The sequence below is a fragment of the Pseudomonas sp. CBS genome, from assembly GCF_024734645.1.
GTDB lineage: Bacteria > Pseudomonadota > Gammaproteobacteria > Pseudomonadales > Pseudomonadaceae > Aquipseudomonas.
The window spans coordinates 6,228,833-6,255,256 of the sequence record NZ_CP102929.1 but is presented as its reverse complement, the minus strand read 5'-3'; the positions used below and the strand labels follow the sequence as shown (position 1 = coordinate 6,255,256).

General features: G+C 61.6%; 25 protein-coding genes. 16 read left to right on the top strand and 9 right to left on the bottom strand.

Features of this window, described 5'->3' with window-relative positions:
- Positions 1-354 precede the first annotated feature (354 nt).
- The 10 genes from ccoN to hemN all read left to right on the top strand — a co-directional run bounded on the left by ccoN (position 355) and on the right by hemN (position 10,964).
- Complete coding sequence (ccoN, locus tag NVB75_RS28535; protein WP_177026881.1) at positions 355-1,797, top strand: cytochrome-c oxidase, cbb3-type subunit I; 1,443 nt, start codon at positions 355-357, stop codon at positions 1,795-1,797.
- On the top strand, positions 1,797-2,405 hold the full coding sequence (gene ccoO, locus NVB75_RS28530; RefSeq protein WP_003193167.1) for a cytochrome-c oxidase, cbb3-type subunit II: 609 nt from the start codon (positions 1,797-1,799) through the stop codon (positions 2,403-2,405). Before ccoN ends, ccoO begins: the two co-directional genes overlap by 1 nt.
- Before the next feature lie 5 nt (positions 2,406-2,410).
- On the top strand, positions 2,411-2,596 hold the full coding sequence (locus tag NVB75_RS28525) for a CcoQ/FixQ family Cbb3-type cytochrome c oxidase assembly chaperone (RefSeq protein ID WP_008437575.1): 186 nt from the start codon (positions 2,411-2,413) through the stop codon (positions 2,594-2,596).
- A complete protein-coding gene (gene ccoP / locus NVB75_RS28520; RefSeq protein WP_076017217.1) occupies positions 2,593-3,570 on the top strand; it encodes a cytochrome-c oxidase, cbb3-type subunit III in 978 nt (325 codons plus the stop codon). Before NVB75_RS28525 ends, ccoP begins: the two co-directional genes overlap by 4 nt.
- A gap of 431 nt (positions 3,571-4,001) precedes the next feature.
- The gene (ccoG, locus tag NVB75_RS28515; RefSeq protein ID WP_258344375.1) at positions 4,002-5,417 is read left to right on the top strand and encodes a cytochrome c oxidase accessory protein CcoG; all 1,416 of its coding nucleotides are present in this window, start codon (positions 4,002-4,004) and stop codon (positions 5,415-5,417) included.
- A gap of 16 nt (positions 5,418-5,433) precedes the next feature.
- Positions 5,434-5,991, top strand: a complete 558-nt coding sequence (locus tag NVB75_RS28510; RefSeq protein WP_258344374.1) for a FixH family protein — start codon at positions 5,434-5,436, stop codon at positions 5,989-5,991.
- A gap of 119 nt (positions 5,992-6,110) precedes the next feature.
- The gene (locus NVB75_RS28505) at positions 6,111-8,561 is read left to right on the top strand and encodes a heavy metal translocating P-type ATPase (protein ID WP_258344373.1); all 2,451 of its coding nucleotides are present in this window, start codon (positions 6,111-6,113) and stop codon (positions 8,559-8,561) included.
- 22 nt (positions 8,562-8,583) lie between these two features.
- On the top strand, positions 8,584-8,802 hold the full coding sequence (ccoS, locus tag NVB75_RS28500) for a cbb3-type cytochrome oxidase assembly protein CcoS (protein ID WP_201142793.1): 219 nt from the start codon (positions 8,584-8,586) through the stop codon (positions 8,800-8,802).
- The gene (locus tag NVB75_RS28495) at positions 8,795-9,478 is read left to right on the top strand and encodes a sulfite exporter TauE/SafE family protein (protein WP_258344372.1); all 684 of its coding nucleotides are present in this window, start codon (positions 8,795-8,797) and stop codon (positions 9,476-9,478) included. The genes ccoS and NVB75_RS28495 overlap by 8 nt, the downstream gene beginning before the upstream one ends.
- Before the next feature lie 103 nt (positions 9,479-9,581).
- On the top strand, positions 9,582-10,964 hold the full coding sequence (gene hemN / locus NVB75_RS28490) for an oxygen-independent coproporphyrinogen III oxidase (protein ID WP_258344371.1): 1,383 nt from the start codon (positions 9,582-9,584) through the stop codon (positions 10,962-10,964).
- Positions 10,965-10,971: 7 nt separating this feature from the next.
- Here the strand turns inward: hemN and NVB75_RS28485 are convergent, their stop codons facing one another.
- The gene (locus NVB75_RS28485) at positions 10,972-11,460 is read right to left on the bottom strand and encodes a hypothetical protein (protein WP_258344370.1); all 489 of its coding nucleotides are present in this window, start codon (positions 11,458-11,460) and stop codon (positions 10,972-10,974) included.
- A 153-nt stretch (positions 11,461-11,613) separates the two neighbouring features.
- Between NVB75_RS28485 and fnr the strand changes: the two genes are divergently transcribed.
- Positions 11,614-12,348, top strand: coding sequence for a fumarate/nitrate reduction transcriptional regulator Fnr (gene fnr / locus NVB75_RS28480; protein WP_003219044.1), 735 nt, complete (start codon positions 11,614-11,616; stop codon positions 12,346-12,348).
- 80 nt (positions 12,349-12,428) lie between these two features.
- Positions 12,429-12,977, top strand: coding sequence for an adenine phosphoribosyltransferase (locus NVB75_RS28475; RefSeq protein WP_258344369.1), 549 nt, complete (start codon positions 12,429-12,431; stop codon positions 12,975-12,977).
- A gap of 163 nt (positions 12,978-13,140) precedes the next feature.
- Here NVB75_RS28475 and NVB75_RS28470 read toward each other — a convergent pair whose 3' ends face one another.
- The 5 genes from NVB75_RS28470 to dnaX form a co-directional block, all read right to left on the bottom strand.
- The gene (locus NVB75_RS28470; RefSeq protein WP_003219047.1) at positions 13,141-14,289 is read right to left on the bottom strand and encodes an acyl-CoA dehydrogenase family protein; all 1,149 of its coding nucleotides are present in this window, start codon (positions 14,287-14,289) and stop codon (positions 13,141-13,143) included.
- Positions 14,290-14,489: 200 nt separating this feature from the next.
- Positions 14,490-15,092, bottom strand: coding sequence for a recombination mediator RecR (recR, locus tag NVB75_RS28465; protein WP_003219049.1), 603 nt, complete (start codon positions 15,090-15,092; stop codon positions 14,490-14,492).
- A gap of 65 nt (positions 15,093-15,157) precedes the next feature.
- Positions 15,158-16,192 (bottom strand): NADP-dependent oxidoreductase, encoded by a 1,035-nt coding sequence (locus NVB75_RS28460; RefSeq protein ID WP_258344367.1) that lies wholly within the window; start codon positions 16,190-16,192, stop codon positions 15,158-15,160.
- A gap of 272 nt (positions 16,193-16,464) precedes the next feature.
- On the bottom strand, positions 16,465-16,803 hold the full coding sequence (locus NVB75_RS28455; protein ID WP_003193199.1) for a YbaB/EbfC family nucleoid-associated protein: 339 nt from the start codon (positions 16,801-16,803) through the stop codon (positions 16,465-16,467).
- A gap of 43 nt (positions 16,804-16,846) precedes the next feature.
- Positions 16,847-18,901, bottom strand: a complete 2,055-nt coding sequence (gene dnaX / locus NVB75_RS28450; protein ID WP_258344366.1) for a DNA polymerase III subunit gamma/tau — start codon at positions 18,899-18,901, stop codon at positions 16,847-16,849.
- A gap of 133 nt (positions 18,902-19,034) precedes the next feature.
- Between dnaX and NVB75_RS28445 the strand changes: the two genes are divergently transcribed.
- Positions 19,035-19,784, top strand: a complete 750-nt coding sequence (locus NVB75_RS28445; RefSeq protein WP_258344365.1) for an ABC transporter substrate-binding protein — start codon at positions 19,035-19,037, stop codon at positions 19,782-19,784.
- 173 nt (positions 19,785-19,957) lie between these two features.
- On the opposite strand, the gene NVB75_RS28440 is transcribed toward NVB75_RS28445, so the two are convergent.
- Positions 19,958-21,649 (bottom strand): bifunctional diguanylate cyclase/phosphodiesterase, encoded by a 1,692-nt coding sequence (locus NVB75_RS28440; RefSeq protein WP_258344364.1) that lies wholly within the window; start codon positions 21,647-21,649, stop codon positions 19,958-19,960.
- An 18-nt stretch (positions 21,650-21,667) separates the two neighbouring features.
- Entirely contained in the window at positions 21,668-23,233 is a 1,566-nt protein-coding gene (locus NVB75_RS28435; protein WP_258344363.1) for a PAS domain-containing methyl-accepting chemotaxis protein, read from the bottom strand.
- Positions 23,234-23,693: 460 nt separating this feature from the next.
- Here NVB75_RS28435 and NVB75_RS28430 point away from each other — a divergent pair, with 460 nt between their 5' ends.
- A complete protein-coding gene (locus NVB75_RS28430; RefSeq protein ID WP_003219061.1) occupies positions 23,694-24,008 on the top strand; it encodes a helix-turn-helix domain-containing protein in 315 nt (104 codons plus the stop codon).
- Positions 24,009-24,155: 147 nt separating this feature from the next.
- Entirely contained in the window at positions 24,156-24,527 is a 372-nt protein-coding gene (locus NVB75_RS28425; protein ID WP_258344362.1) for a VOC family protein, read from the top strand.
- Here NVB75_RS28425 and NVB75_RS28420 read toward each other — a convergent pair.
- Positions 24,441-25,409, bottom strand: coding sequence for a DMT family transporter (locus tag NVB75_RS28420; protein ID WP_258344361.1), 969 nt, complete (start codon positions 25,407-25,409; stop codon positions 24,441-24,443). The genes NVB75_RS28425 and NVB75_RS28420 overlap by 87 nt on opposite strands.
- 97 nt (positions 25,410-25,506) lie before the next feature.
- Between NVB75_RS28420 and NVB75_RS28415 the strand changes: the two genes are divergently transcribed.
- Positions 25,507-26,370 (top strand): LysR family transcriptional regulator, encoded by an 864-nt coding sequence (locus NVB75_RS28415; RefSeq protein ID WP_167662639.1) that lies wholly within the window; start codon positions 25,507-25,509, stop codon positions 26,368-26,370.
- Positions 26,371-26,424: the final 54 nt, after the last annotated feature.

Sequence of the window (26,424 nt, the reverse complement as noted above, 5' to 3'; positions counted from 1 at the left end):
TGGACTGGCATTAGCCGGTCGACGGCCGACTTGCACTCGATGGGTTGAAACATTTCTGCTCGATGACAGGCGCAAAGGCTGGTACTTACCGGCTGTCGTGCCACTGACCACTCGTCACCCGAGCTGCCTGTTTACACACACTCAGTTACAAGTACCTTCGACCCGTTTAAAATCCTGTCCAAGTCGTCAACTTTTAACCCTGAATTTTGTCCTTACGCCAAACATGGAAAGGGCGCAGAATCTGGTTTGGAACGCATTGACGCAGGTCACCTTGCGTTGCAATGGAATCTTGCTTTCTCCATACTTGCGACCGATTTTTATCCTATAAAAAAACCTAAACCGTGGAACCTTAGAATGAGCACAGCAATCAGTCCGACTGCTTATAACTATAAGGTAGTCCGCCAGTTCGCCATCATGACGGTGGTCTGGGGGATCCTTGGCATGGGGCTCGGTGTCTTCATCGCCTCGCAACTGGTTTGGCCAGAGTTGAATTTTGGTCTGCCATGGACGACGTTTGGACGCCTGCGCCCGCTGCACACCAACCTGGTGATTTTCGCCTTCGGTGGATGTGCACTGTTTGCCACTTCTTACTACGTCGTGCAGCGAACCTGCCAAACGCGACTGATTTCCGATGCATTGGCTGCCTTTACCTTCTGGGGCTGGCAAGCGGTCATCGTTGGCGCGATCATCACCCTGCCGCTGGGCTACACCACCACCAAGGAATACGCCGAGCTGGAATGGCCGATCGCCATTTTGCTGGCGATTGTCTGGGTGACCTACGCAGTGGTGTTCTTCGGCACCATCGTCAAGCGCAAGACCAAGCACATCTACGTCGGCAACTGGTTCTACGGGGCGTTTATCCTGGTGACGGCGATGCTGCACATCGTCAACCATGCTTCCTTGCCGGTGAGCTTCTTCAAGTCCTACTCGGCCTACGCCGGTGCGACGGACGCAATGATCCAGTGGTGGTACGGCCACAACGCCGTAGGCTTCTTCCTCACCACCGGTTTCCTGGGGATGATGTACTACTTCGTGCCGAAACAGGCCGAGCGTCCGATCTACTCCTATCGCCTGTCCATCGTGCACTTCTGGGCGCTGATCACCCTGTACATCTGGGCCGGCCCGCACCACCTGCACTACACCGCGTTGCCGGACTGGGCCCAGTCCCTGGGCATGGCGATGTCGATCATCCTGCTGGCCCCCAGCTGGGGCGGCATGATCAACGGCATGATGACCCTGTCGGGTGCCTGGCATAAATTGCGCACTGACCCGATCCTGCGGTTCCTCGTGGTCTCCCTGGCGTTCTACGGCATGTCGACCTTCGAAGGCCCGATGATGGCCATCAAGACCGTCAACTCGCTGTCCCACTACACCGACTGGACCATCGGCCACGTACACGCCGGCGCTCTCGGTTGGGTAGCGATGATCTCCATCGGTGCGCTGTACCACATGATCCCGAAACTGTTCGGCCGTGCGCAGATGCACAGCGTCAGCCTGATCAACACCCACTTCTGGCTGGCCACCATCGGTACCGTGCTCTACATCGCCTCGATGTGGGTCAACGGCATCACCCAGGGCCTGATGTGGCGTGCGATCAACGACGACGGCACCCTTACTTACTCCTTCGTCGAAGGGCTGCAAGCCAGCCATCCGGGTTACATCGTGCGCGCCCTCGGCGGTGCGATCTTTGCCAGCGGCATGTTCTTCATGGCCTACAACGTCTGGCGCACCGTGCGTGCCTCCGACCCTAAAGAAGCCGAAGCCGCCAGCCAGATCGCCGTTGTGGGAGCTCACTGATGAAGCATGAAGTAGTCGAGAAGAATATCGGCCTGCTGGCCTTCTTCATGGTCATCGCCGTGAGTATCGGCGGCCTGACCCAGATCGTTCCGCTGTTTTTCCAGGACGTGACCAACAAGCCGGTGGAAGGCATGAAGCCGCGCACCGCCCTTGAACTGGAAGGCCGCGACGTCTACATCGCCAACGGCTGTGTCGGCTGCCACTCGCAGATGATCCGTCCGTTCCGCGCCGAAACCGAACGCTACGGCCACTACTCGGTAGCCGGTGAAAGCGTGTGGGACCACCCGTTCCTGTGGGGTTCCAAGCGTACCGGCCCGGACCTGGCCCGGGTCGGCGGTCGTTACTCCGATGACTGGCAACGTGCGCACTTGTACAACCCGCGCAACGTCGTGCCCGAGTCGAAAATGCCGGCGTACCCGTTCCTGGTCGAAAACAAACTCGACGGCAAGGACACCGCCAAGAAGATGGAAGTCTTGCGCACCCTCGGCGTGCCCTACACCGACGAAGACATCGCCGGCGCGGCAGCTGCCGTGAAGGGCAAGACCGAAATGGACGCACTGGTGGCCTACTTGCAAGGCCTTGGCACCATCATCAAAAGCAAACGGTGATCGAGATGGATATCGGGATGATTCGAGGCCTGGGCACCGTTGTCGTGATGGTGGCCTTTATCGGCCTGGCCTTGTGGGTGTTCAGCCCCAAGCGCAAGTCGGAGTTTGAAGACGCGACGTTGCTGCCCTTCGCGGATGATCCCGAAGCCATCAAGCACGTCGTAGAAGCGTCTAGGAGTAACAAAGAATGACTACGTTCTGGAGTCTGTACGTCACAGTCCTCAGTCTGGGTACCATTTTCGCCCTGACCTGGCTGCTGCTGTCGACCCGCAAGGGCCAGCGCGCCGAGCAAACCGATGAAACCGTTGGCCACTCGTTCGACGGCATCGAGGAGTACGACAACCCGCTGCCGAAATGGTGGTTCATGCTGTTTGTCGGCACCATCATCTTCGCCCTCGGTTACCTGGCGCTGTACCCTGGCCTGGGCAACTGGAAAGGCCTGCTGCCGGGCTACAACTACCTCGACAACGACAAGCAAACCCCCTTCGCCAACGGCCAGACCGGCTGGACCGGCGTGCACGAATGGGAAAAGGAAATGGCCAAGTCGGACGCCCGGTTCGGGCCGATCTTCGCCAAGTTCGCTGCCATGCCGATTGAAGAAGTGGCCAAGGACCCGCAAGCCTTGAAGATGGGTGGCCGCCTGTTCGCCTCCAACTGCTCGGTGTGTCACGGTTCCGACGCCAAGGGCGCGTATGGCTTCCCCAACCTGACCGACGCCGACTGGCGCTGGGGCGGTGAGCCGGCCACCATCAAGGAAACCATCATGAAAGGCCGCCACGCGGTGATGCCGGCCTGGGCCGAAGTCATTGGCGAGCAAGGCGTGGCCGACGTGGCCGGCTTTGTGGTCACCAACCTTGACGGCCGCAAACTGCCGGAAGGCGCCAAGGCGGACGTGGCCAACGGCGAGAAACTCTTCGCCGCCAACTGCGTGGCGTGCCACGGTCCCGCCGGTAAAGGTACCCCCGCCATGGGCGCCCCTGACCTGACCCACCCGGGCGCGTTCATCTACGGCTCGAGCTTCGCGCAACTGCAGCAGACCATCCGTTATGGCCGTCAGGGCCAGATGCCTGCGCAGGAGCAGTTGCAGGGGAACGATAAGGTGCACTTGCTGGCGGCGTATGTTTACAGCCTGTCCCATGGGGACAAGCCGGCGGACGCCGAGTAACGCAAAACGGTATAAAAAACGGCCCCGCCAGCGGAAGCTGACAGGGCTGTTTTTGAAACCACCAAAGATCCAATGTGGGAGCGGGCTTGCTCGCGAATGCGGTGTATCAGCAACCAATAAGTTGACTGACACTGCGCATTCGCGAGCAAGCCCGCTCCCACATAAGACCTGCCTTGTTTTGAAGATCCGGGTCTCTTGGCTGACTGCATTCAGGACCTGCCCGCCCACCGCAACAGCAAAAACCGTCCATACTTCACAAGTCAATTGATCCAGATCACGTACACCATCAATTGATTTCCCCCAACGCGACCAAAGGTCGCACCCGTCAAAGGGTATCTGGGGCGTATCATTAGGCCACTGCAACACCCCTATTTTGACCCCGGTTGGCACGTACTGGCCGAGGCAAATCTCCACTGCCGTGGGATGCAATGATGAGCAACCAGATTCCGGTACATGACGTTACCCCGCCTGCCAAAAAATCAAGCAACACTGTCGATCTCTACGCATCACGGGAGAAAATCTACACCCGCGCCTTCACCGGTTTGTTCCGCAATTTGCGGATGCTCGGTGGCGCCGGTTTGTTCCTGCTCTACTTCGGCACCGTGTGGCTGAACTGGGGTGGCCACCAGGCCGTGTGGTGGAACCTGCCGGAGCGTAAATTCTTCATTTTTGGCGCGACCTTCTGGCCCCAGGATTTCATCCTGCTGTCAGGCATCCTGATCGTGGCGGCGTTTGGCCTGTTCTTCATCACCGTGTATGCCGGCCGCGTCTGGTGCGGCTACACCTGCCCGCAAAGCGTGTGGACCTGGATCTTCATGTGGTGCGAAAAAGTCACCGAAGGCGACCGCAACCAGCGCATCAAGCTGGACAAGGCGCCGATGAGCGCCAACAAGTTCCTGCGCAAATTCAGCAAGCACAGCCTGTGGCTGATCATCGGCTTCGTCACCGGCATGACCTTCGTCGGCTACTTCTCGCCGATCCGTGAGCTGGTGTTCGACTTCTTCACCGGCCAGGCCGATGGCTGGTCGTATTTCTGGGTAGGTTTCTTCACCCTCGCCACCTACGGCAACGCCGGTTGGCTGCGCGAGCAAGTGTGCATCTACATGTGCCCATACGCGCGTTTCCAGAGTGTGATGTTCGACAAGGACACCCTGATCGTGTCCTACGACCCACGCCGTGGCGAAACCCGGGGCCCGCGCAAAAAAGGTATCGACTACAAGGCCGAGGGCCTGGGGGATTGCATCGATTGCACGATGTGCGTGCAGGTGTGTCCCACCGGCATCGACATCCGTGACGGCCTGCAGATCGAATGCATCGGCTGCGCGGCCTGTATCGACGCCTGCGACAACATCATGGACAAGATGGAATACCCCCGCGGCCTGATCAGCTACACCACCGAGCACAACCTGTCGGGGCAGAAAACCCATAAGCTGCGCCCGCGCCTGATCGGTTATGCCCTGGTGCTGCTGGCGATGATGGGCCTGTTGGCGGGCGCATTCTTCATGCGTTCGCTGGTGGGTTTCGACGTCAGCAAGGACCGTGTGCTGTACCGCGAAAACGCCGAAGGCCGGATCGAAAACGTCTACAGCCTGAAGATCATGAACAAGGACCAGCGCGACCACACTTACGTGCTGGAAGCCGCAGGCCTGCCTGACCTGAAGCTGCAAGGCCGGCGCGAGATCAAGGTGGCTGCCGGGGAAATCTTCAGCATGCCGGTGGAGCTGTCGAGCGCGCCGGAACAGCTGCCGTCGAGCACCAACGAGGTGAAATTCATCCTCAAGGATGCCGATGACGACAGCGTCCACATTGAAGCCAAGAGCCGATTCATCGGCCCACAAATTCGCTAAACAAGAGAGCCGAACAATGCCCGCAGCAACTGCCGCAAGCCCCTGGTACAAGCACCTTTGGCCCTGGATCATCATTGGGATCCTGGCCTGCTCGGTGACGTTGACCTTGTCCATGGTGACCATCGCGGTGAACAACCCCGACAACCTGGTCAACGACAACTACTACGAGGCCGGCAAAGGCATCAACCGCTCACTGGACCGCGAGTTACTGGCCCAGACCCTGCAACTGCGCGCCAAGGTGCACTTGGACGAGCTGACCGGCGAAGTCGAGTTGCACCTGACCGGTAACAGCGGGCCCGGCACGCTGGAACTGAACCTGATTTCGCCGACCCAGCCGGAGAAGGATCGCAAGATCATCCTGACCCGCAGCGACAGCGAGCCTGGCCGCTACATCGGCCAGGTGACCGACAAGGTCGAAGGCCGCCGCTTCGTCGAATTACTGGGTGTGGAAGGCGACAGGACCTGGCGCATGTTTGAAGAAGAACAGGTCAGCCATGACAAGGACTTGCTGCTGGGTGACGAACCGCTGCAGGGTGCTGAAGACCTGAAAAATATAGAGGCGGCACCTGTTTGATCGTTCCCACGCTCTGCGTGGGCATGCATTCCGTGACGCTGCGCGTCACAAGAGCGGACGCGGAGCGTCCAACGAAGCGTTCCCACGCAGAGCATGGGAACGATCATCGGAACTGAGCCATGACCACCCCAATCCCCTGCTACCACTGCGCCCTGCCCGTGCCGCCCGGCAGCCGGTTCACTGCGGTGATCCTCGGCGAGTCCCGCGAGCTGTGTTGCCCGGGCTGCCAGGCGGTGGCCGAGGCGATTGTCGCCGGTGGCCTGGAAAGCTATTACCAGCACCGCAGCGAAGCCTCGGCCAACCCCGAGGCGCTGCCGGTGCAACTGGTGGACGAGCTGGCGCTGTATGACCGTGCGGATGTGCAAAAGCCCTTCGTGCGCCACGACGGTGATCTGTCGGAAGCCACCCTGTTGATGGAAGGCATCAGTTGCGCCGCCTGTGGCTGGCTGATCGAAAAACACCTGCGCAACCTGCCCGCCGTGGCCGAAGCGCGGCTGAACCTGTCCAACCACCGCCTGCACGTGCGTTGGGCGGATGGGCAACTGCCACTGAGCCAACTGCTCGGCGAGTTGCGCCATATCGGCTACGCCGCCCACCCGTACCAGGCCGACCGCGCCGCCGAACAACTGGCCAGCGAAAACCGCCTGGCCTTGCGTCAATTGGGCGTGGCCGGGCTGCTGTGGTTCCAGGCAATGATGGCGACGATGGCCACCTGGCCGGAATTCAATATCGACCTGAGCCCGGAGCTGCACGTAATCCTGCGCTGGGTCGCGATGTTTCTTACAACGCCCATCGTCTTCTACAGCTGCGCGCCGTTCTTCAAAGGTGCGATGCGCGACCTGCGTACCCGCCACCTGACCATGGATGTCTCGGTATCGCTGGCAATCGGCGGTGCGTACCTGGCCGGGATCTGGACCGCCATCACCGGCACCGGCGAACTGTATTTCGATGCCGTCGGCATGTTTGCCCTGTTCCTGTTGGCCGGACGCTACCTGGAGCGCCGCGCCCGGGAACGTACGGCGGCGGCGACCGCGCAGTTGGTGAACCTGTTGCCGGCTTCGTGCTTGCGCATGAGTGCCGATGGGCAAAGTGAACGGATCCTGCTCAGCGAACTGGCTTTGGGCGACCGGGTGCTGGTGCATCCGGGCGCGGTGCTGCCGGCAGATGGCATCATCCTCGACGGCCAGTCGAGCATCGACGAATCCCTGCTGACCGGCGAGTACCTGCCGCAGCCGCGCCAGGTCGGCGATGCGGTGACCGCCGGCACCCTCAACGTCGAAGGCGCGCTGACCGTCGAAGTCCGCGCCCTGGGCCACGACACGCGCCTGTCGGCCATCGTGCGCCTGCTGGAGCGGGCCCAGGCGGAAAAACCCCGGCTGGCGAAAATCGCCGACCGCGCCGCCCAATGGTTTCTGTTGTGTTCGTTGATCGCCGCTGCTGTGATCGGCCTGGTGTGGTGGGAGCTGGATGCGTCACGGGCGTTCTGGATTGTCCTGGCGATGCTGGTTGCGACCTGCCCTTGTGCCCTGTCCCTGGCGACGCCAACCGCCCTGACGGCAGCCACCGGCACCCTGCACAAACTCGGCCTGCTGTTGACCCGGGGCCACGTTCTGGAAGGGCTGAACCAGATCGACACAGTGATTTTCGACAAGACCGGCACCCTCACCGAAGGCCGTCTGGCCTTGCGTGCCATCCGTCCGTTGAGCGTGCTGGGCAGCGATGAATGCCTGAGCCTTGCCGCCGCGCTGGAGCAACGCTCGGAACACCCGATTGCCCGCGCATTCGGCCGCGCACCACTGGCGGCGGATGAAGTGCTCAGCACACCGGGACTGGGGCTGGAAGGCATTGTCGGTAAACGCCGGTTGCGCATTGGCCAGCCGGGTTTTGTCTGCGAATTGAGCGGCTGCGCCCTTCCCGCCTCGCCAACGGAAGCCGGGCAGTGGTTACTGCTGGGGGACACCGACGGCGCCCTGGCCTGGTTTGTCCTGGATGATCGCCTGCGCAGCGACGCCCCCGCCTTGCTCGCCGCCTGCAAGGCCCGCGGCTGGCGCACCTTACTGCTATCGGGCGACAGCTCGCCAATGGTCGCCAGCGTCGCCCTTGAGCTGGGCATCGATGAGGCCCACGGCGGCCTGCGCCCTGACGACAAGCTGCAAATGCTGCAACAGTTGCACAAGGAAGGCCGCAAGGTGTTGATGCTGGGTGACGGCGTCAACGACGTGCCGGTGCTGGCCGCCGCCGATATCAGCGTGGCCATGGGTTCGGCCACCGACCTGGCCAAGACCAGTGCCGACGCGGTACTGCTGTCGAACCGCCTCGACGCCCTGGTACAAGCCTTTACCCTGGCCCGGCGCACCCGTCGGGTAATCATTGAAAACCTGCTGTGGGCCGGGCTGTACAATGGCCTGATGTTGCCGTTTGCCGCCCTCGGCTGGATCACCCCGATCTGGGCGGCGATTGGCATGTCCCTCAGTTCGTTGACCGTGGTGCTCAACGCCCTGCGCCTGACTCGCCTGCCGAGCACGCCAGCCGTGAGCGCCGCCCCCGTAACCCGCCCGCTGCCGGCTTGAGCCGCGCGGGCATGGAGTGCAGATGCCAGCTCTTTACGTGATGATCCCGGCGGCGCTGTTGATCGTGGCCATCGCCATTTACATCTTCTTCTGGGCGGTGGACAGCGGCCAGTATGACGACCTCGATGGCCCGGCCCACAGCGTGCTGTTCGACGACCAGGACCCGAATCACCTGGCCGCCATCGACGAAGCCAACGGCCCTGAGCAACCGCCCAAGCCCAAAGACCCGCCCCATGCTTGAACTGGCGCCCCTGCTGGTCTCGGCGGTGATCCTCGGCCTGCTGGGCGGCGGCCATTGCCTGGGCATGTGCGGCGGCCTGATGGGCGCGCTGACCCTGGCGATTCCCAAGGAGCAACGCAGTCGGCGCTTTCGCCTGCTGCTGGCCTATAACCTCGGACGCATCCTCAGCTACGCCACCGCCGGCCTGTTGATCGGCCTGGCCGGCTGGGCCGTGGCCAACAGCCCGGCGGCGATGTTCATGCGCATCCTCGCCGGGCTGTTGTTGATCTGCATGGGCTTGTACCTGGCCGGCTGGTGGAGCGGCCTGACCCGTATCGAAAGCCTCGGGCGCGGCCTGTGGCGCCATATCCAGCCGATTGCCAACCGTTTGCTGCCCGTGTCCAGCCTGCCCCGGGCGTTACTGCTGGGCGCGCTCTGGGGCTGGCTGCCGTGCGGGTTGGTCTATAGCACCCTGCTGTGGGCGGCCAGCCAGGGCAATGCGCTGGACAGTGCAGTGCTGATGCTCGCCTTCGGCCTCGGCACCTGGCCGGTGCTGCTGGCCACCGGGCTGGCGGCCGAGCGTGTCACCACGCTGTTGCGCAAACGAAGCGTGCGCATGACCGGTGGCGTGCTGGTGATTGTATTTGGCCTGTGGACGCTACCCGGCCCGCACCAGCACTGGCTAATGGGCCATTAAAAGGCCATGTGGCATAGCGCCGCTCCCCGTTGATGCAAATCAAGATGGCCTGCCCACCCAGCCCCTAGACTCGGCCCACTAGCCTATCCGGGGGAACGCCCGCATGCTCGACGCCATTCGTTGGGACACTGATCTGATTCACCGCTACGACTTGGCGGGGCCACGCTACACCTCGTACCCCACCGCCGTACAATTCGACAGCCAGGTCGGCACCTTCGACCTGCTCCACGCCCTGCGTGACAGTCGCAAGGCCACACGGCCATTGTCGCTGTATGTGCATGTGCCGTTTTGCGCCAACATTTGCTACTACTGCGCCTGCAACAAGGTCATCACCAAGGACCGCGGCCGGGCCCACGCCTATCTGCAACGCCTGGAGCAGGAAATCCAGCTGGTGGCCTGCCACCTCGACCCCAAACAGCCGGTGGAGCAGTTGCACTTTGGCGGCGGCACCCCGACCTTTCTCAGCCATGACGAGCTGCGCCAGGTCATGGGCCGGCTGCGCCAGCACTTCAACCTGCTGGACGATGATTCCGGCGACTACGGGATCGAAATCGACCCACGGGAGGCCGACTGGGCGACCATGGGCCTGCTGCGTGAGCTGGGGTTCAACCGCGTCAGCATCGGCGTGCAGGATCTGGACCCCGAAGTGCAGCGTGCGGTGAACCGCTTGCAAAGCCTGGAAGAAACCCGCGCAGTGATCGATGCGGCGCGCACCCTGCAGTTTCGTTCGATCAATATCGACCTGATCTACGGCTTGCCCAAACAGACGCCGCTGAATTTCGCACGCACCGTGGAAGAAGTTATCAGCCTGCAACCGGACCGGCTCTCGGTGTTCAACTACGCACACCTGCCGGAACGTTTCATGCCTCAGCGGCGGATCAACACCGCAGACCTGCCAACTCCGGCGGAAAAGCTGCTGATGCTGCAAACCACCATCGAACAATTGACCCAGGCCGGCTACCGCTACATCGGCATGGACCACTTTGCCCTGCCGGACGACGAACTGGCCGTTGCTCAGGAGGAAGGCAGGCTGCAACGCAACTTCCAAGGCTACACCACCCACGGGCATTGCGACTTGATCGGGCTTGGGGTGTCGGCGATCAGCCAGATTGGCGACCTGTACTGCCAGAACAGCAGTGACCTGAACCACTACCAGAACGCGCTGGCCGGATCGCAACTGGCTACCAGCCGTGGGCTGTTGTGCACCACGGATGACCGGTTACGGCGGGAAGTGATTCAGCAGTTGATCTGCAATTTCAGCCTGGCATTCGAGAAGATCGAACAGGCCTTCAACATCGATTTTCGTGGTTACTTCGATGAGCTGTGGCCACAACTGGAGGCGATGGCCGAGGACGGGCTGATCGAACTTGACCCCCAGGGCATCCGCGTATTGCCGGCTGGGCGCCTGCTGGTGCGCTCGGTGTGCATGGTGTTCGATGCTTACCTCGAGCACCAGAATCGGCAACGCTTCTCCCGGGTCATCTGATCGCGTGTTACTTCGCCATCAGGCTCATGGCTTCCATCTGAGCCTGAGGCGGCTCGTCTTTCAGGACTTTGGCCAATTGCGTCTGGGCTGTCATCAAGCCGGCCTGAATGGCCGCCACTTCGCCCTGCAAGCCTGCCACTTTGGCCTGGCGCGCCTCCGGGCTCATGGACGTGTCGGCCATGGCGGTAGAGAGCTCAGCCATCTTTTCGGCCAGCTGCTTTCTCAGCTCGCGGATCATTTTCAATAGCTGCTTGGCGCTGTCGCTCAGGCTGCTCTCATCAATATCGCTATTGGAGGATTTCTCAGCCGAGGCCATGCCCATCCCTGCACCGGAAATGGTGACCTTCACGCCTTCAGTGGCGTTGGGCTCGGCAGGCTTGGTATCAGAGGCTGGCGCGTTGGCGGCGGCTTCTTTTTCCTTGGCTGCATCGGCAGCCTTCCAAATCGACACCGCAGGCACGTTGATAATCGGGTTCTGAACAGTGCTGACTGACATGATCTGAGCTCCAGCTCATAGAGATACGTCCATGTATCGGCGCCGATACATAAACCTTTATACCGTTGCTGCTTTTATGTACATGCTGGTCGGATCGTCCCCCAGTGCGGTACCCTTACGTCTTATGTGTGTTTTCCCACAAGGATTTAAGAAATGTCCGAGCCAGTTAAACTGCGCGCTCATAGCCAGGCCCATTGCAAGGATTGCAGCCTGGCTCCCCTCTGCCTGCCACTTTCGTTGAATTTGGAAGACATGGAAGCGCTGGACGAAATCGTTAAACGCGGTCGCCCACTGAAAAAAGGCGAGTTTCTGTTTCGCCAGGGCGACAAGTTTGATTCCGTTTATGCAGTACGTTCTGGCGCGTTGAAAACCTTCAGCCTGAGCGATGGCGGCGAAGAGCAGATCACCGGTTTCCACCTGCCGAGTGAACTGGTCGGGCTGTCGGGCATGGACACCGAGATTCATCCGGTGTCGGCCCAGGCCCTGGAAACCACCTCGGTGTGTGAAATTCCGTTCGAGCGCCTGGATGAACTGGCCCTGCAGTTGCCGCAATTGCGTCGCCAATTGATGCGCGTGATGAGCCGGGAAATCCGCGACGACCAGCAGATGATGCTGCTCTTGTCGAAGAAAACCGCCGACGAGCGGATCGCTACCTTCCTGGTCAACCTCTCCGCGCGGTTCCGTGCGCGGGGCTTCTCGGCCAATCAGTTCCGCCTGAGCATGTCGCGCAACGAAATCGGCAACTACCTGGGCCTGGCGGTGGAAACCGTGTCCCGGGTGTTCACCCGCTTCCAGCAGAACGAGCTGATTGCCGCTGAAGGCAAGGAAGTGCATATCCTTGACCCGATCCAGCTCTGCGCCCTCGCTGGCGGGTCGCTCGACGGTTGATCCAGACGCTTGCGGCCGAGCCATTCGGCTGGGCCGCAGGTATACTTCGAGTCCGTTTTCCTCCCCAGGACTCCTCGACGATGGTCTTCGATTCGTTCGACATCAAATCCCTGATTCGCCCAGTCATCGACTTCCCCAAGCCTGGGGTGATCTTTCGCGATATTACGCCGCTGTTCCAGTCGCCCAAGGCCTTGCGCCTGATGGCCGATACCTTTGTGCACCGCTACGTCGAAGCCGACTTCACCCACATTGGTGCGATGGATGCCCGCGGTTTTTTGATCGGCTCGATCATTGCCTATCAGTTGAACAAACCGCTGATCCTGTTCCGCAAGCAAGGCAAATTGCCGGCTGACGTGCTGGCCGAGGGTTACCAGACCGAGTACGGCGAAGCCTTCCTGGAAGTGCACGCCGACAGCCTGTGCGAAGGTGACTCGGTGCTGATGTTCGATGACCTGATCGCCACCGGCGGCACGCTGATCGCAGCGGCCAACCTGGTGCGGCGCATGGGCGCACGGATTTTCGAAGCGGCGGCGATCATCGATCTGCCGGAGCTGGGTGGTTCCCAGCGCCTGGAAGACATGGGCATTCCGACGTTCTGCCTGACGCAGTTTGCGCTGACAGACCAATAACCCGGAACTCGTGTGGCGAGGGAGCTAGTGTGGCAGGGAGCTTGTGTGGCGAGGGAGCTTGCTCCCGCTGGAGTGCGCAGCGCTCCCAAAGATCTTGGGGCCGCTACGCAGCCCAGCGGGAGCAAGCTCCCTCGCCACAGCTCCCTCGCCACAAAAGCGCTTTCTACAAGCCCATCTGCTTGCTGATGATTTCGTTCATCACTTCCCGAGTCCCGCCACCGATGGACAGGATGCGGTTGTCGCGATACAGCCGCTCCACCAGGTTGCCGCGCATGTAACCCTGGCCGCCGAGGATCTGCACGGCATCAAAGGTCACGCGGTCGGCGGTATCGGTGGCGAGGTTCTTGGCCATGGAAATCTCCTTGATCACACTCTTGCCCGCGGCCATCTTGGCGGCCTGGCGGTAGGTGAACTCCCGGGAGACTTCCACCGCCGTGGCCATTTCCGCCAAGCGATGCTTGAGCACCTGGAACTTGCCAATGGGTTTGCCGAAGGCCTCGCGCTGAGCCGCCCACTTGAGGCTTTCTTCCAGGGCCATCTGCGCAGTCATATTGGCCATCAAGGCCAGGGCCAGCCGCTCGCTCTGGAAGTTGCCCATGATGCAGGCGAAGCCCATGTTCTCGGCGCCGATCAGATTGCCTACGGGTACGCGGCAATCATCGAAGAACAATTCGGCAGTGTCCGACGCCCACCAGCCCATTTTCTTCAGCGGTGTACCGGTGGTGAAACCAGGCGTGCCCTTTTCGATCAACAACAGGCTGATGCCGGCAAAGCCCGGCCCCCCGGTACGTACCGCGACGGTGTAGAAGTCGGCGCGCTGGCCGCTGGTGATAAAGGTTTTGCTGCCGCTGACCCGATAATGATCACCGTCGCGCACGGCACGGGTTTGCAGGCTGGCGACATCGGAGCCGCCTCCGGGCTCGGTGACCGCCAGGGCGGCGATCTTCTCGCCGGACAACACCTGCGGCGCGACACGATCACGCACTTCAGGCCGGGCCCATTTGACGATGGGTGGCAAGCCGATATCCAGCGAGCCCAACCCCGCCACCACACCGCCGGAGCCGCAGCGCATCAGCTCCTCGCTGGCCGCGACCTTGGCGAACAGATCACCTTCGTGGCTGCCGCCGAGGGCTTCGGGGTAACCGATCCCCAGGATCCCCGCCGCGCCGGCCTTGAGGTACAACTCCCGGGGGAAGCTCTCGGCTTCCTCCCACTGCTCGATGCCCGGCAACATCTCGCGTTCGACGAAACGGCGCACGCTGTCGCGGACCAATTGGTGGCTGGGGTCGAAGTATTCCTGATAGGCAGACATCGGCAAGCTCCACGGGACGGTGGAGCGAACTTACCAAGCGCTTGCTTGGTTATCAAGCAAGAGGAAAAACTCGTGAACGCCACCAAACAAATGTGGGAGCGGGCTTGCTCGCGAATGCGGTGTATCAGTCGCCAGATGCATTGACTGAACCACCGCATTCGCGAGCAAGCCCGCTCCCACATTTTGTTCTGCGGTGTTTGTTACAGGGCGATCGGCTTACGTCCGGCAAACGAATGCGCCAAGGTCCCGCCATCCACCAGTTCCAGCTCGCCACCCAACGGCACGCCGTGGGCGATGCGCGAGGTGATCAGGCCTTTGTTGGTCAGCAACTGGGCGATGTAATGGGCCGTCGCTTCGCCTTCCACCGTCGGGTTGGTGGCCAGGATCACCTCGACGAAGGTGCCCTGCTCCTCGATCCGCGTCACCAGTTGCGGAATACCGATCGCTTCCGGCCCCAGGCCATCCAGCGGCGACAGGTGGCCCTTGAGCACAAAGTAGCGCCCGCGGTAACCGGTCTGCTCCACTGCGTATACGTCCATCGGCCCTTCAACCACGCACAGCAGTGTGTCGTCGCGACGCGGGTCGGCGCATTGCGGACAGAGTTCTTCCTCGGTCAGGGTGCGGCACTGGCGGCAGTGGCCTACCCCTTCCATGGCCTGGCTCAACGCCTGGGCCAGTCGGGAGCCGCCGCTGCGATCACGCTCCAGCAGTTGCAGCGCCATGCGCTGGGCGGTTTTCTGACCCACACCTGGCAAAGTGCGCAGGGCGTCGATCAGTTGACGAATCAGGGGGCTGAAGCTCATGGGGAAAGGTCCGACAAAACAACGAGACGCGGTTTATACCCGCGCCCCGGATTAGCGTCAAATGCTCAATCTTGCGCGACGTGCACCACCAACTTGCCGAAGTTGCGCCCCTCCAGCAAACCGATAAAGGCTTCTGGTGCCTGCTCCAGGCCTTCCACCACGTCTTCGCGGAACTTGATCTTGCCATCCCGCACCCACGGCGCCATGGCGCTGAGGAATTCCGGCTGACGGTCGCCGTAGTCGTCGAACACGATAAAGCCCTGGATGCGCACGCGCTTGGTCAGCAAGGTGCGCTGCAGCGCTGGCAGCCGGTCGGGGCCGCTGGGGGCTTCGTGGGCGTTGTAGCCGGCGATGAGGCCACACAACGGGATTCGGGCCTTGGCATTCAGCAGCGGCACCACCGCGTCGAACACCTTGCCGCCAACGTTTTCAAAGTAGATGTCGATGCCCTCGGGACACGCCTGGGCAAGTTCCTCGGCAAAGTTGTCGCTCTTGTGATCGACGCAGGCATCAAAGCCCAGCTCGTCCACCACATAGCGGCACTTGTCGGCGCCACCCGCCACGCCGACTACCCTCAGGCCCTTGATCTTCGCCACCTGGCCGACCACCGAGCCCACCGCGCCGGAAGCCGCCGCCACCACCAGGGTTTCCCCGGACTTGGGTTGGCCGATATCCATAAGGCCCATATAAGCGGTCATGCCGGGCATACCCAGCACACCCAACGCCATGGACGGACTGGCCAGGCCCTTGGGCACCGGCACCAGGTTGCGGCCATCGGAGATGCTGTGGCTCTGCCAGCCGGTGGAACCGACCACCAGGTCACCCACTTCGAACTTGGGGTTGCGGGACTGTTCGATACGGCTGACAGCGCCACCGGTCATCACCTCGTCGATTTCCACCGGCGCGGCGTAGGACGGCGCATCACTCATGCGTCCGCGCATGTAGGGATCGAGCGACAGGTAAAGGGTTTTCAGCAGGACCTGGCCGTCGGCCAGTTCCGGCAGCGCGACGCGCTCCAGGCGAAAGTTTTCCGGCACCGGTGCGCCGTGGGGGCGTGAGACCAGCACAATGCGCTGGTTGAGGGTCAATGCTTCGGACATCAGCGAGGCTCCTTCTATCGGTGATTGAATTCAACGGTATAGGGTGCAGACCCCAACACAGGGTCCAGGGTTCGACAAAACTACTCGCAGTAGCCGTTGTCGAGCGCCAGCGAGGCTACGTTAGCCGCACTGCTGCCTTCACGCCAGACGTGGGACCGAGTCGATGCCGACGCAGCCTCGCTGGCGCTCGACAGCTGCTACGGGTATGGAAAATAGCTGGCCAAAAAAATGCCAGGCACGGGGCCTGGCATTTTCGGTGCTGCGCTTGCCGATCAGAACGGCAGCTTCATACCCGGTGGCAGTTGCATGCCAGCGGTCACGCCGGACATTTTGTCCTGGCTGTTGGCTTCGATCTTGCGCACGGCGTCGTTGACGGCCGCGGCAAACAGCGCTTCGAGCATTTCCAGGTCGTCTTCGCCCACGCCCGGCAATACGCTTGGGTCGATGCTCACGCGCTTGATGTCGTGACGACCGGTCATCACCACACTGACCATATCGCCACCGGCTTTACCGGTGACTTCGGCGTTGGCCAGTTCTTCCTGCATCTTGGCCATTTTTTCCTGCATCTGCTGTGCCTGCTTCATCAGGCCGGCCATGCCACCTTTCATCATGGGAATCACCTCAAAAGTACGTGGATCAATGATTGGCCCCGGCTTATGACGCCTGAACCGGGGCTTCTACAGGTTCAATAGTATCGTGACGCACCACCGCGCCAAACTGCTCCATCATCTGCTGGATCAGCGGATCACCGTGGATCGACTCTTCAGCCTCGCGCTGGCGGTTGACCCGACGACGGGACGCCGCCTGGGCCGGGGTTTCCTGCTCGGGCTTGATCAGCTCGATGCTGATGGTCAGTGTGCGGCCGTGGAACTGGTTCAGGGCATCGTTGAGCCGGCGTTGCTGGGTCGCGTTGAACAGGGCGCTGTGGGCCGGGTCCAGGTGCAACAACCAATGGTCGCCATCCACGGCAATCAGTGTGCAGTTGGCGGCGATGCTGCCGGTCATGCCGGAGATCGGCAGTTTCGGGAACAGCTCCAGCCATTGCAACGCCAGGCCGGTGGCCGGCATCGCGGCGGGTTCAGGTTCAGGCTCCGGGGCAGGCTCGGCGGTGTGTTCGCTGGCCAGGTCGTCCAGGTAGCTGTAGGCCGAATCGATGTCCGGCTCGATATAGTCTTCGTCCAGCGGCGGTTCGTCGTCGAGGTCGGTGCCCGGGGTGGCGGCGTCCACTTGCGCGACAGTCGGTTCCGGCACCGGGGCCGAAACCCACTCGGGGGCGTCCGGCACTACGCTGTCCGGGGTCGGCGCGGGCATGGGTGTCAGTTCAGGCTGCTCGCTGGTGGTTTCCAGCACCGGCTCGACGGCAGGCTGCAGCTCGACCTCGGTTTCTACCGGGTCATTCCACGGCAGGTCGACTTCAGGCACGGGCGCAGGCTCGACCACCGGCTCAGGCACGACCACAGGCGCCACCGGCTCGGCGACAACCGGGGCCGGCGCGGGAGCAACAGGCACAGGCGGCGCAACCACTGGCGCGACAACAGCCGGGCCAGCCACTGGTTTGGCGGAATCAACTGTGGCCTGGCTGATCCCCACTGGCTTTAGCGGCTGTCTCGGTGCATCCGCCGTGTCGGCGGGCCTGAAGGCCAGCATCCGCAGCAGGACCATTTCAAAGCCGCCACGCGGGTCGGGGGCCAACGGCAAGTCACGTCGGCCAATCAGGCCCATCTGGTAGTAGAACTGCACGTCTTCGGCCGGCAACGCCTGGGCCAGGGCCAACACCCGGTCGCGGTCGCCGTGGCCATTGTCGACACCTTCAGGCAGCGCCTGGGCGATGGCGACGCGGTGCAGCACATTAAGGATTTCCGAGAGCACACCATTCCAGTCCGGGCCTTGCTCGGACAGGTGACGCACGGCCTCGAGCAACGCCTTGGCATCGCCTTCGATCAGCGCGTGCAGCACATCGAACACCTGGCCGTGGTCGAGAGTGCCGAGCATCGCCCGCACGTCGGCGGCCATGACCTTGCCTTCACCGAAGGCGATGGCCTGGTCGGTGAGGCTCATGGCGTCGCGCATCGAGCCGTCGGCGGCGCGGCCCAGCAACCACAAGGCGTCGTCTTCGAACGGTACGTTCTCGACGCCCAGCACGTGGGTCAAATGCTCGACCACGCGCTCCGGGGTCATGTTTTTCAGGGAGAACTGCAGGCACCGCGACAGAATCGTTGCAGGAAGTTTCTGCGGGTCGGTGGTGGCCAGGATGAATTTGACGTAGGGCGGCGGCTCTTCCAGGGTTTTCAACAGGGCGTTGAAGGAGTGGCTGGACAGCATGTGCACTTCGTCGATCAGGTAGACCTTGAAGCGGCCACGGCTCGGCGCGTACTGCACGTTGTCGAGCAGCTCGCGGGTGTCTTCGACCTTGGTGCGGCTCGCGGCGTCGATCTCGATCAGGTCGACGAAGCGCCCTTCGTCGATTTCCCGGCACACCGAGCAGGTACCGCACGGCGTCGAGGTGATGCCGGTTTCACAGTTCAGGCACTTGGCGATGATGCGGGCAATGGTGGTCTTGCCCACACCGCGGGTACCGGTGAACAGGTAGGCGTGGTGCAGCCGTTGGCTGTCCAAGGCATTGATCAGAGCCTTGAGCACATGGGTCTGGCCGACCATTTCGCGGAACGAGCGCGGACGCCATTTACGTGCAAGAACCTGATAACTCATCGAAAACCGTCGCAACTGGGAAGCGGAAGCGGGTAATGCTAGCGGAGCAAGGGGGAAATTGCATCCGGCACGCTCGTCTAATCTGACTAAGCTGGTCTAACCAAGCCTGTAAAAGGCTGAACCCGGAGAGTTTATGCGCGCAGTCCTGGGCGCCTTGTGGATGATTGCCACGGTCAGCGTGGCGGCGCCCGTACCTCTGCGTTTCTCCATTTCCGACAGCTGGACCATGCCCATGGTGCAACTCGACCAGGGCCAGCCGACCCAAGGGATTTTGTATGACCTGATGTTGAGCCTGGCCACCCAGGTCGGCCGCCCTGCGAAATTCCATGTGCTGCCCCGTGCACGCATCGATACCGCCATGGAGCGCGGAGATGTGGATGTGCGCTGCTATGTGACGCCGGCGTGGCTGAACAACCTGTCCGGTGATTACACCTGGAGCATTCCATTGCTGGTGCAACGCAATGTGCTGGTCACCGCGCACGTGCCGCCGCTGTCGGTGGTGCTGGACAGCCTTGCCCCGCAACATATCGGCACGGTAATCGGCTATAGCTACCCGACCCTGGAGGCACGTTTTGCCAGCGGCCAGTTCAGCCGAGAAGACAGCCGCAGTGAAGAGCAGGTGCTGCAAAAGCTGGTGGCCGGACGCTTCAAGTATGCGGTGAGCAACGAATGGATTCTCGACCGCTTCAATCAGCAGTTACCGCCCACAGAACGCCTGCACACGGTGGCCGTGATCGAGGAGCAAAGCCTGGGTTGCTATGTGCGTAACGACCCGCAGGTGCCGGGGCAGCAGATCTTGCGCACGTTGCTGCGGATGAAGATGTCCGGGGAGATTGATGAAATCATCAATCTGTATACCGGGAACAGCGCACCCTCCCCTTAAGATCACCTGCTTTACCTTGTGGCGAGGGAGCTTGCTGTGGCGAGGGAGCTTGCTCCCGCTGGGCTGCGTAGCGGCCCCAAGATCTTTGGGAGCGCTGCGCACTCCAGCGGGAGCAAGCTCCCTCGCCACAGCAAGCTCCCTCACCACAGCAAGCTCCCTCGCCACAGTAAACATCACTCAAGCTTTTGCCACTGCGCCGGCGGCCTGAACCCTTCCACCCAACCTGGCACCTCCCCCGCCGGCATCGGCCGGGCGATGAAATAGCCCTGGGCCACTTCGCAGCCCATGCGCATCAATAGCTGCCCGTGCTCCAGGGTTTCAAGGCCTTCGGCAATCACTTCGCGGCCAAACGCACGGGCCAGGCCGATCACCGCCTTGGTCAACGCCAGGTCGTCCTTGTCGTGCAGGATGTCGCGCACAAACGACTTGTCGATCTTGATGGTCTGGGTCGGCAGCCGTTTGAGGTAACTCAGGGAAGAATAGCCAGTGCCAAAATCATCCAGGGAGAACTGCACGCCCAGGGCCTGGCAGGCTTGCAGGTGGTGGGTGACGCGCTGGATATTATCGATGGCCACCGACTCGGCAATTTCCAGGTCCAGCCGGTGCGGCTCCACCTCGGACCATTGCTCCAGCAACTCTTCCAGCCGCTCGACAAAATCCTCGCGCTGGAAATGCCGCGCTGCGATATTCACGCTCACCGACCACCAGTGCCCATGCGCCTGCCAGCGGTGCATCTGCCCCAACACCTGGTCGATCACCCATTCGCCGATGTCGACAATCAGGTCGGTCTGCTCGATCAGCGGCAGGAAATCCCCCGGCGTCACCAACCCGCGCTCGGGGTGCTGCCAGCGTAACAACGCCTCGAACCCCACCACCGTGCCGCAGCGCAGATTGACCTTGGGCTGGTAATGCAGGCACAACTGGCCCGCCGCCAACGCCTGGCGAATCTGCTCCACGGTCTGGTGACTGGCCTTCACCTCCTGCTCCAGGGACACATCAAACAACTGGTAACGGTTACGTCCGCTCTGCTTGGCCACATACATCGCCTGGTCGGCATGGCGCAGCAAGGTGTCGGCGTCTTCGTCATCCAAGGGGAACAGGGTGACGCCAATGCTGGCGAACACGTTCAGCTCGGCCCCCTGGATCGAGTAAGGCTCGGAAATCGCCTTGAGGATGCGCAGCAACGCGGCGTTAAGCTCGTCGATATCACGCACGTAACGCAGGATCAGCACAAATTCATCACCCGCCAGCCGGGCGACCACATCTTCGCCGCGAATGATCTCCCGCAGGCGCGTGGCCACCTCCACCAACAACAGATCGCCACAGGCATGCCCATAGCCATCGTTGACCGCCTTGAAGCCATCCAGATCGAGCATGCACAGCGCCAGCGGAATATTTTCGCTGCGGGAGAACTCCAGGGACTGGTTGAGCAGCTCGGACAGATAGGCGCGGTTGGGCAAGCCGGTCAGCACGTCATGGCCGACCCGCCATTGCAGGGTGTGCAACAACTGGCGTTTTTCGCTCACATCAAAGCGGATCGACACGTACTTCTGCACCCGCCCGGTCTTTTCATCGACCAGTGGCACCATGGTGCTGTCCACCCAATACAGGGTTCCATCCTTGGCCCGGTTGCAGATTTCCCCACGCCACACCCGGCCTTCGCTGATGGCCTGCCACATGCCCTGGAAGAACGCGGCAGGGTGCAGGCCAGAACTCAGGATCCGATGGTTTTGCCCCAGTAACTCGTCACGCCCGTAACCGGACATAGCGCAGAACTGGTCATTGACGTAAGTGATGCAACCCGCCAGGTCTGTCTCGGAGAAAATGGCGGCTGCATCCACGGCCCTGCGGTATTTCTCGTCCATGAGTCAGGCTCACTGTGGCTAGCGGTTGAACCGCTCGACCAGGGCGCGCAACCCGGAAGAGATGCTTTCGAGTTCCCTGCCACGGGTGACTGCAGCGTTGGCATTGCCCGCTGTCTTTTGCACCGTGGCGGCGACGTTATTGATCTGTTGTGAAACTTCCTCGGCGACGTGGGATTGTTCCTGGGAGGCGGCAGCCATTTGCTGGCTCATGCCGGTAATCCGTTCCACTGCGTGGCGAATGCCTTGCAACGCCTGCTGGGCCTCAAGTACCTGCTGCACGCCCTGCTCGGCTTCGCGAATGCCCAGGCTCGCGATCTCGACCGCCTCATCGGCGCCGGCCCGCAGGTTCTGGATAATGCCCTGGATCTGCTGGGTCGACTCGCGAGTCTTGCCCGCCAATGCGCGCACCTCATCGGCCACCACGGCAAAACCGCGGCCCTGTTCACCGGCGCGGGCCGCTTCAATGGCCGCGTTGAGCGCCAGCAGGTTGGTCTGGTCGGCGATCGCCTGAATCATGCTCGCGGCCACCTGGATTTGCTGGGTCTGCCCGGCCAGGTTGCCCACCGCCTGGTTGATCTGGGTGACGGTGCCGGCCAGCAACTGGATCGCCTCGCGCGACGTGCCGGCCACCTGGCTGCCCTGCTCGGCGAGGGTGTTGGCGGTGTGGGCTTCACTGGCGGTTTGTTGAACGTGCACTGCCACTTCGGCGATGGACGCGGCCATTTCGGTCATGGCGGCGGCAGTCATGTCGGTCTCGGCACGCTGCTCCAGCAGTGCCGATTCGGTGGTGCTCGACAGCACGCTGGAATGGGCGGCGGCTTCGGCCATCTGATTGGCCAGGTCGCTGAGGCGCGTCAGGGCAGTCTTAAGTCGCGCTTCTTCGCTGATCAGGATCATTTCCAACTGCGCGGTCGGCCCCAGCGCATCGCTGTAGGTCATAGCGCTGATAGGGTCGGAAAAGGTATTGGGCGTGTTCTGCACAATCCGCTTGAGCTGTAGTCCCAAGCGTTGATGGGCCCAGATACCTACACCGAGAAACAGGCCAACGGTCACCGCCTGCCCCCACACACCCGGAAGCCATTGAAAGGCGGCGACGCTGGCGGCGGCGGCCACCAATGGCAAAGCCAGGGTCTGGGCCATGGATGCCAGGCGCCGCACTGGCGCGACCGCCGCACCACCGGCCTGCAAACGTGCGTACAGCGCTTCGGCGCGCCGTACCTGTTCGCGGGTGGGCTTGACCCGCACCGACTCGTATCCGGTCAGCCGCCCGTCTTCGAGAATCGGCGTCACATAGGCGCTGACCCAATAGTAGTTGCCGTTCTTGCAGCGGTTCTTCACCACGCCCATCCAGCTCTGCCCGGCCTTGAGGTAGCTCCACATCAGTTCGAATACGGCGGGCGGCATGTCCGGGTGGCGCACCAGGTTATGGGTGCTGCCGATCAGCTCGGCCTGGGTAAAACCGCTCATGGCGGCAAACTCGGCGTTGCAGTAGGTAATGTGGCTGTTGACGTCAGTCGCGGAAATTAGCCGTTGCTGCTCCCCAAAAGTCTGTTCAACAGCAGTGACCGGCAAGTTGAGACGCACGTTAAAGCTCCATGGACAGCATTCGATCGCTCTCTGGACTACCGGGTAGGCAGGACAGGCGGATTCGTATTTCCAGTCGGGCTGCGCCGTCGATCGGCTGGTTGGCCGCAAACGGGCGCAAACCCACGATTTTGCACAGCAATTCATCATCCATTGAGTGATGATCAACTAGGCTTGAATTCGGGTATCCAGCACGTGAGGCGCAATGAAGCGTGGCACTGACGAGCGACGTTTCAGTCCCTGCCAAGCGTCCGTTTTATGGGCACATTTATGAGAGGAAGGAGAAAGCAATGATTTCCTGTTTCATAAACCTGCCTTCTGAAACGAGACCACCAAATACTTGTCCTAGATGCCGATTCTACGAATTACATCACATTTTGCAAGAAAAGGTGATGGTATATGCGGTTGTCTAATTTTAAGATTTATCGTTAAGTTCTTGATTCTAAATGGGAATTGAGCGATGCACATTTCAAGTTTGGGTCCGGCCATCAGACGTTACCGCAAGGTCGCAGGGCTTACTCAGGCTGAACTAGGTGAAAAAACCGGTTTTGACCCTAAAACCATCAGCCGCTTCGAAACCGGCACCTATACACCCAGCGTCGAGGCTCTGTTCTTGTTCGCAGAGGCGCTGGGAGTGAAGCTGAAAGTCTTTTTCGCAGACTTGGTCGACGAAGAGGAACAGCGCGCTTATCTGTTCGGTGTCATTCATAAAGCCACCCCGAAGGATCTGGGAAAGCTGATCGCAGCGGTAGACCAGGCCTTGTCCAAGCCTTAGAGCTCGCAACACCAGTGCACGCAATAAAAAGAGCAGACAGCGAGACTGTCTGCTCTTTGCTTGATGACTCCTGACATGAACTGACAGGACAGCCCCTTAGACTAGGGGCTGAGCCGCGGCATTGCTGCGCACTATCAGGGAGTCATCATGAATAGCCTTGCCCATTACGTTTTGTTGTACGTCGACAGCCCAGCCACCAGCGCCAACCTCTATAGTCGCCTGCTGGACAATGCACCTGTAGAGCTGGGCCCGACCTTCGCACTGTTCATCCTCGACAACGGGGTAAAACTCGGCCTGTGGTCGCGCCATACCGTGGAACCGGCTGCCCAGGCCACCGTCGGCGGCAGCGAGGTGGGATTCTGCGTCGCAGATATAGCAGCGGTCGATGCGCTGCACGGGCGCTGGGAGCAACTGGGGTTGAGCATCATCCAGTCACCGGTCGAGGCGGATTTCGGCTACACCTTTGTCGCCCAGGACCCCGACGGTCACCGCCTGCGGGTGTTCACCGTGAACCCGTAACGGCTTGCGGCGCCAGCGTCCTTCCAGGCTGATGGCGCCGACACTGGCCAGCACAATCAGGCCACCCAGCACTACGCGCATCGAAACCTGCTCGCCCAGCAGCGAGGCGGCCATCACCATCGCCACCGGCGGCACCAGGTACAGCGCCACTGAAGCGCGGCTGACTTCGACATGCCGCAACACGTAAGCCCAGGCCAGGTACGCCAGGGCGCTGGGGAACACGCCGAGCAACAACACCGCCCAATTCGCTTGGGCTGATGACTGCGCCACCACTGCCGGTAAATCCGGCAAATACACACACAGCAGCAAGGTGCCCGACCACACGGTGTAGCACACCGTGGTCAGCGGGCTGTAGCGCCGGGAATAGTGTTTCTGGAGGGTGAAGTAAAGGCTCCACGACAGCGCCGCCACCAGGATCATCAAGCCACGGGGGTCAATCTCCCCCAGGCCATGCTCGCCCCAGATCACCACCAGTACCCCGCTCAAACCCAGCAACACGCACCCCCAGCGCCAGCCGGTCACCCGCTCCTTCAAGCCAAAAAACGCCACCAGCACCGTAAACAGTGGAACCGACTGCGCCAGCACACTGGAAGCGGCAGCCGTGACAAATTGCTGGCCAAAATTGATCGTGAGGTGGTGCAGGAAAATCCCGAAGAACCCCAGCACCAGCAGCCACGGCAGATCCTGCAACCGCGGCCGCTCGATCTTCGCCATCAGCGCCACACCGGCCATCAACACCGAAGCAATCAGAAACCGCCCCAAGGCCAATTGGCCCGGACTGTAACTGTGCAAGGCCATATGCACGCCAATCGGCGAATACGCCCAACAGAGGATGACGCTGGCAGTGACTAGCGTAAGCTTTACGGGTGACGGGGCATTCATGAACGGCGTCCTGCAGTGGGAATGCCGTCAGTCTTGACCCCGGCACGACGCAGGACAATTAACCGTTTCTGACTTCTGTAATCACTGGAACTGAGCGATGGAACTGGCCCAACTGAAAATGGTGAAAGCCGTGGCGCAAACCGGCAGCGTGGCCCAGGCCGCCCTGCAACTGCACTGCGTGCCGTCCAACATCACCACACGCATCAAGCAACTGGAAAGCGAGTTGGGCACCCCGCTGTTCATTCGTGCCGGGCGCGGGTTGGCGATCAGTGCGGCCGGCGAAGTGTTTCTCGACTACTGCGAGCGCATCCTGGCGCTGGTGGAAGAGTCCAAGCGCGCCGTCGACAGCAATGCCATTCCACGCGGCAAGCTGCGCATCGGCGCGGTGGAGTCGAGTGCCAGTGGCCGCCTGCCGCCGTTGCTGGCTGAATACCATCGGCGCTATCCACAGGTGGAATTGGAATTGGTGACCGGCGCCTGGGCGCAACTGCTGGATGACCTGCAACATCACCGCATCGATGCCGCGCTGGTGGCCGCCGGCGGCAAACGCCCGAAGCTCGAACAAAGCGTGGTCTACAGCGAGCGCCTGGTGCTGATCACCAGCGCCTCCAGCGCGCCTATCGAGGATGCCCGGGACCTGGCCGGCCGTACCTTGCTGGTCTGGCCGCCCGGCTGCCCCTACCGCGCCGCCCTGGAAAACTGGCTCAAGCCCCACGACATCAAGCCGGCCATCGCAAGTTATGCCAGTTGGGGCACGATCATTGGCTGCGTCAGCGCGGGGATCGGCGTGGCGTTGGCGCCGGAAGGCATCCTGGCGCGCTACGAGCAGGCCAATCAATTGACGTCCTACCGCTTCGACGAATTGGCTGCCGTGGATAACCTGCTGTTCTGGCACAAAGACACCCAACGCCACCTGGCACGCGACGCCTTTGCAGGGCTGCTGCGGGAGACATTCAGCTAACCCGTTACAGCATGTTTCAGTTATCCTCGCGCGAAATTAATTCAAATTGTAAGG

What these genes read in the sequence shown, in the direction of transcription:
- NVB75_RS28510 (WP_258344374.1), top strand. Translation starts at nt 5,434, where the DNA reads ATGCCCGCAGCAACTGCCGCAAGCCCCTGGTACAAGCACCTTTGGCCC.
- NVB75_RS28485 (WP_258344370.1), bottom strand. Translation starts at nt 11,460, where the DNA reads ATGTCAGTCAGCACTGTTCAGAACCCGATTATCAACGTGCCTGCGGTG.
- NVB75_RS28505 (WP_258344373.1), top strand. Translation starts at nt 6,111, where the DNA reads ATGACCACCCCAATCCCCTGCTACCACTGCGCCCTGCCCGTGCCGCCC.
- NVB75_RS28415 (WP_167662639.1), top strand. Translation starts at nt 25,507, where the DNA reads ATGGAACTGGCCCAACTGAAAATGGTGAAAGCCGTGGCGCAAACCGGC.
- dnaX (WP_258344366.1), bottom strand. Translation starts at nt 18,901, where the DNA reads ATGAGTTATCAGGTTCTTGCACGTAAATGGCGTCCGCGCTCGTTCCGC.
- NVB75_RS28460 (WP_258344367.1), bottom strand. Translation starts at nt 16,192, where the DNA reads ATGTCCGAAGCATTGACCCTCAACCAGCGCATTGTGCTGGTCTCACGC.
- NVB75_RS28475 (WP_258344369.1), top strand. Translation starts at nt 12,429, where the DNA reads ATGGTCTTCGATTCGTTCGACATCAAATCCCTGATTCGCCCAGTCATC.
- NVB75_RS28495 (WP_258344372.1), top strand. Translation starts at nt 8,795, where the DNA reads ATGCTTGAACTGGCGCCCCTGCTGGTCTCGGCGGTGATCCTCGGCCTG.
- NVB75_RS28425 (WP_258344362.1), top strand. Translation starts at nt 24,156, where the DNA reads ATGAATAGCCTTGCCCATTACGTTTTGTTGTACGTCGACAGCCCAGCC.
- ccoN (WP_177026881.1), top strand. Translation starts at nt 355, where the DNA reads ATGAGCACAGCAATCAGTCCGACTGCTTATAACTATAAGGTAGTCCGC.
- recR (WP_003219049.1), bottom strand. Translation starts at nt 15,092, where the DNA reads ATGAGCTTCAGCCCCCTGATTCGTCAACTGATCGACGCCCTGCGCACT.
- fnr (WP_003219044.1), top strand. Translation starts at nt 11,614, where the DNA reads ATGTCCGAGCCAGTTAAACTGCGCGCTCATAGCCAGGCCCATTGCAAG.
- ccoS (WP_201142793.1), top strand. Translation starts at nt 8,584, where the DNA reads ATGCCAGCTCTTTACGTGATGATCCCGGCGGCGCTGTTGATCGTGGCC.
- ccoG (WP_258344375.1), top strand. Translation starts at nt 4,002, where the DNA reads ATGAGCAACCAGATTCCGGTACATGACGTTACCCCGCCTGCCAAAAAA.
- ccoP (WP_076017217.1), top strand. Translation starts at nt 2,593, where the DNA reads ATGACTACGTTCTGGAGTCTGTACGTCACAGTCCTCAGTCTGGGTACC.
- NVB75_RS28430 (WP_003219061.1), top strand. Translation starts at nt 23,694, where the DNA reads ATGCACATTTCAAGTTTGGGTCCGGCCATCAGACGTTACCGCAAGGTC.
- NVB75_RS28525 (WP_008437575.1), top strand. Translation starts at nt 2,411, where the DNA reads ATGGATATCGGGATGATTCGAGGCCTGGGCACCGTTGTCGTGATGGTG.
- NVB75_RS28440 (WP_258344364.1), bottom strand. Translation starts at nt 21,649, where the DNA reads ATGGACGAGAAATACCGCAGGGCCGTGGATGCAGCCGCCATTTTCTCC.
- NVB75_RS28445 (WP_258344365.1), top strand. Translation starts at nt 19,035, where the DNA reads ATGCGCGCAGTCCTGGGCGCCTTGTGGATGATTGCCACGGTCAGCGTG.
- ccoO (WP_003193167.1), top strand. Translation starts at nt 1,797, where the DNA reads ATGAAGCATGAAGTAGTCGAGAAGAATATCGGCCTGCTGGCCTTCTTC.
- NVB75_RS28455 (WP_003193199.1), bottom strand. Translation starts at nt 16,803, where the DNA reads ATGATGAAAGGTGGCATGGCCGGCCTGATGAAGCAGGCACAGCAGATG.
- hemN (WP_258344371.1), top strand. Translation starts at nt 9,582, where the DNA reads ATGCTCGACGCCATTCGTTGGGACACTGATCTGATTCACCGCTACGAC.
- NVB75_RS28420 (WP_258344361.1), bottom strand. Translation starts at nt 25,409, where the DNA reads ATGAATGCCCCGTCACCCGTAAAGCTTACGCTAGTCACTGCCAGCGTC.
- NVB75_RS28470 (WP_003219047.1), bottom strand. Translation starts at nt 14,289, where the DNA reads ATGTCTGCCTATCAGGAATACTTCGACCCCAGCCACCAATTGGTCCGC.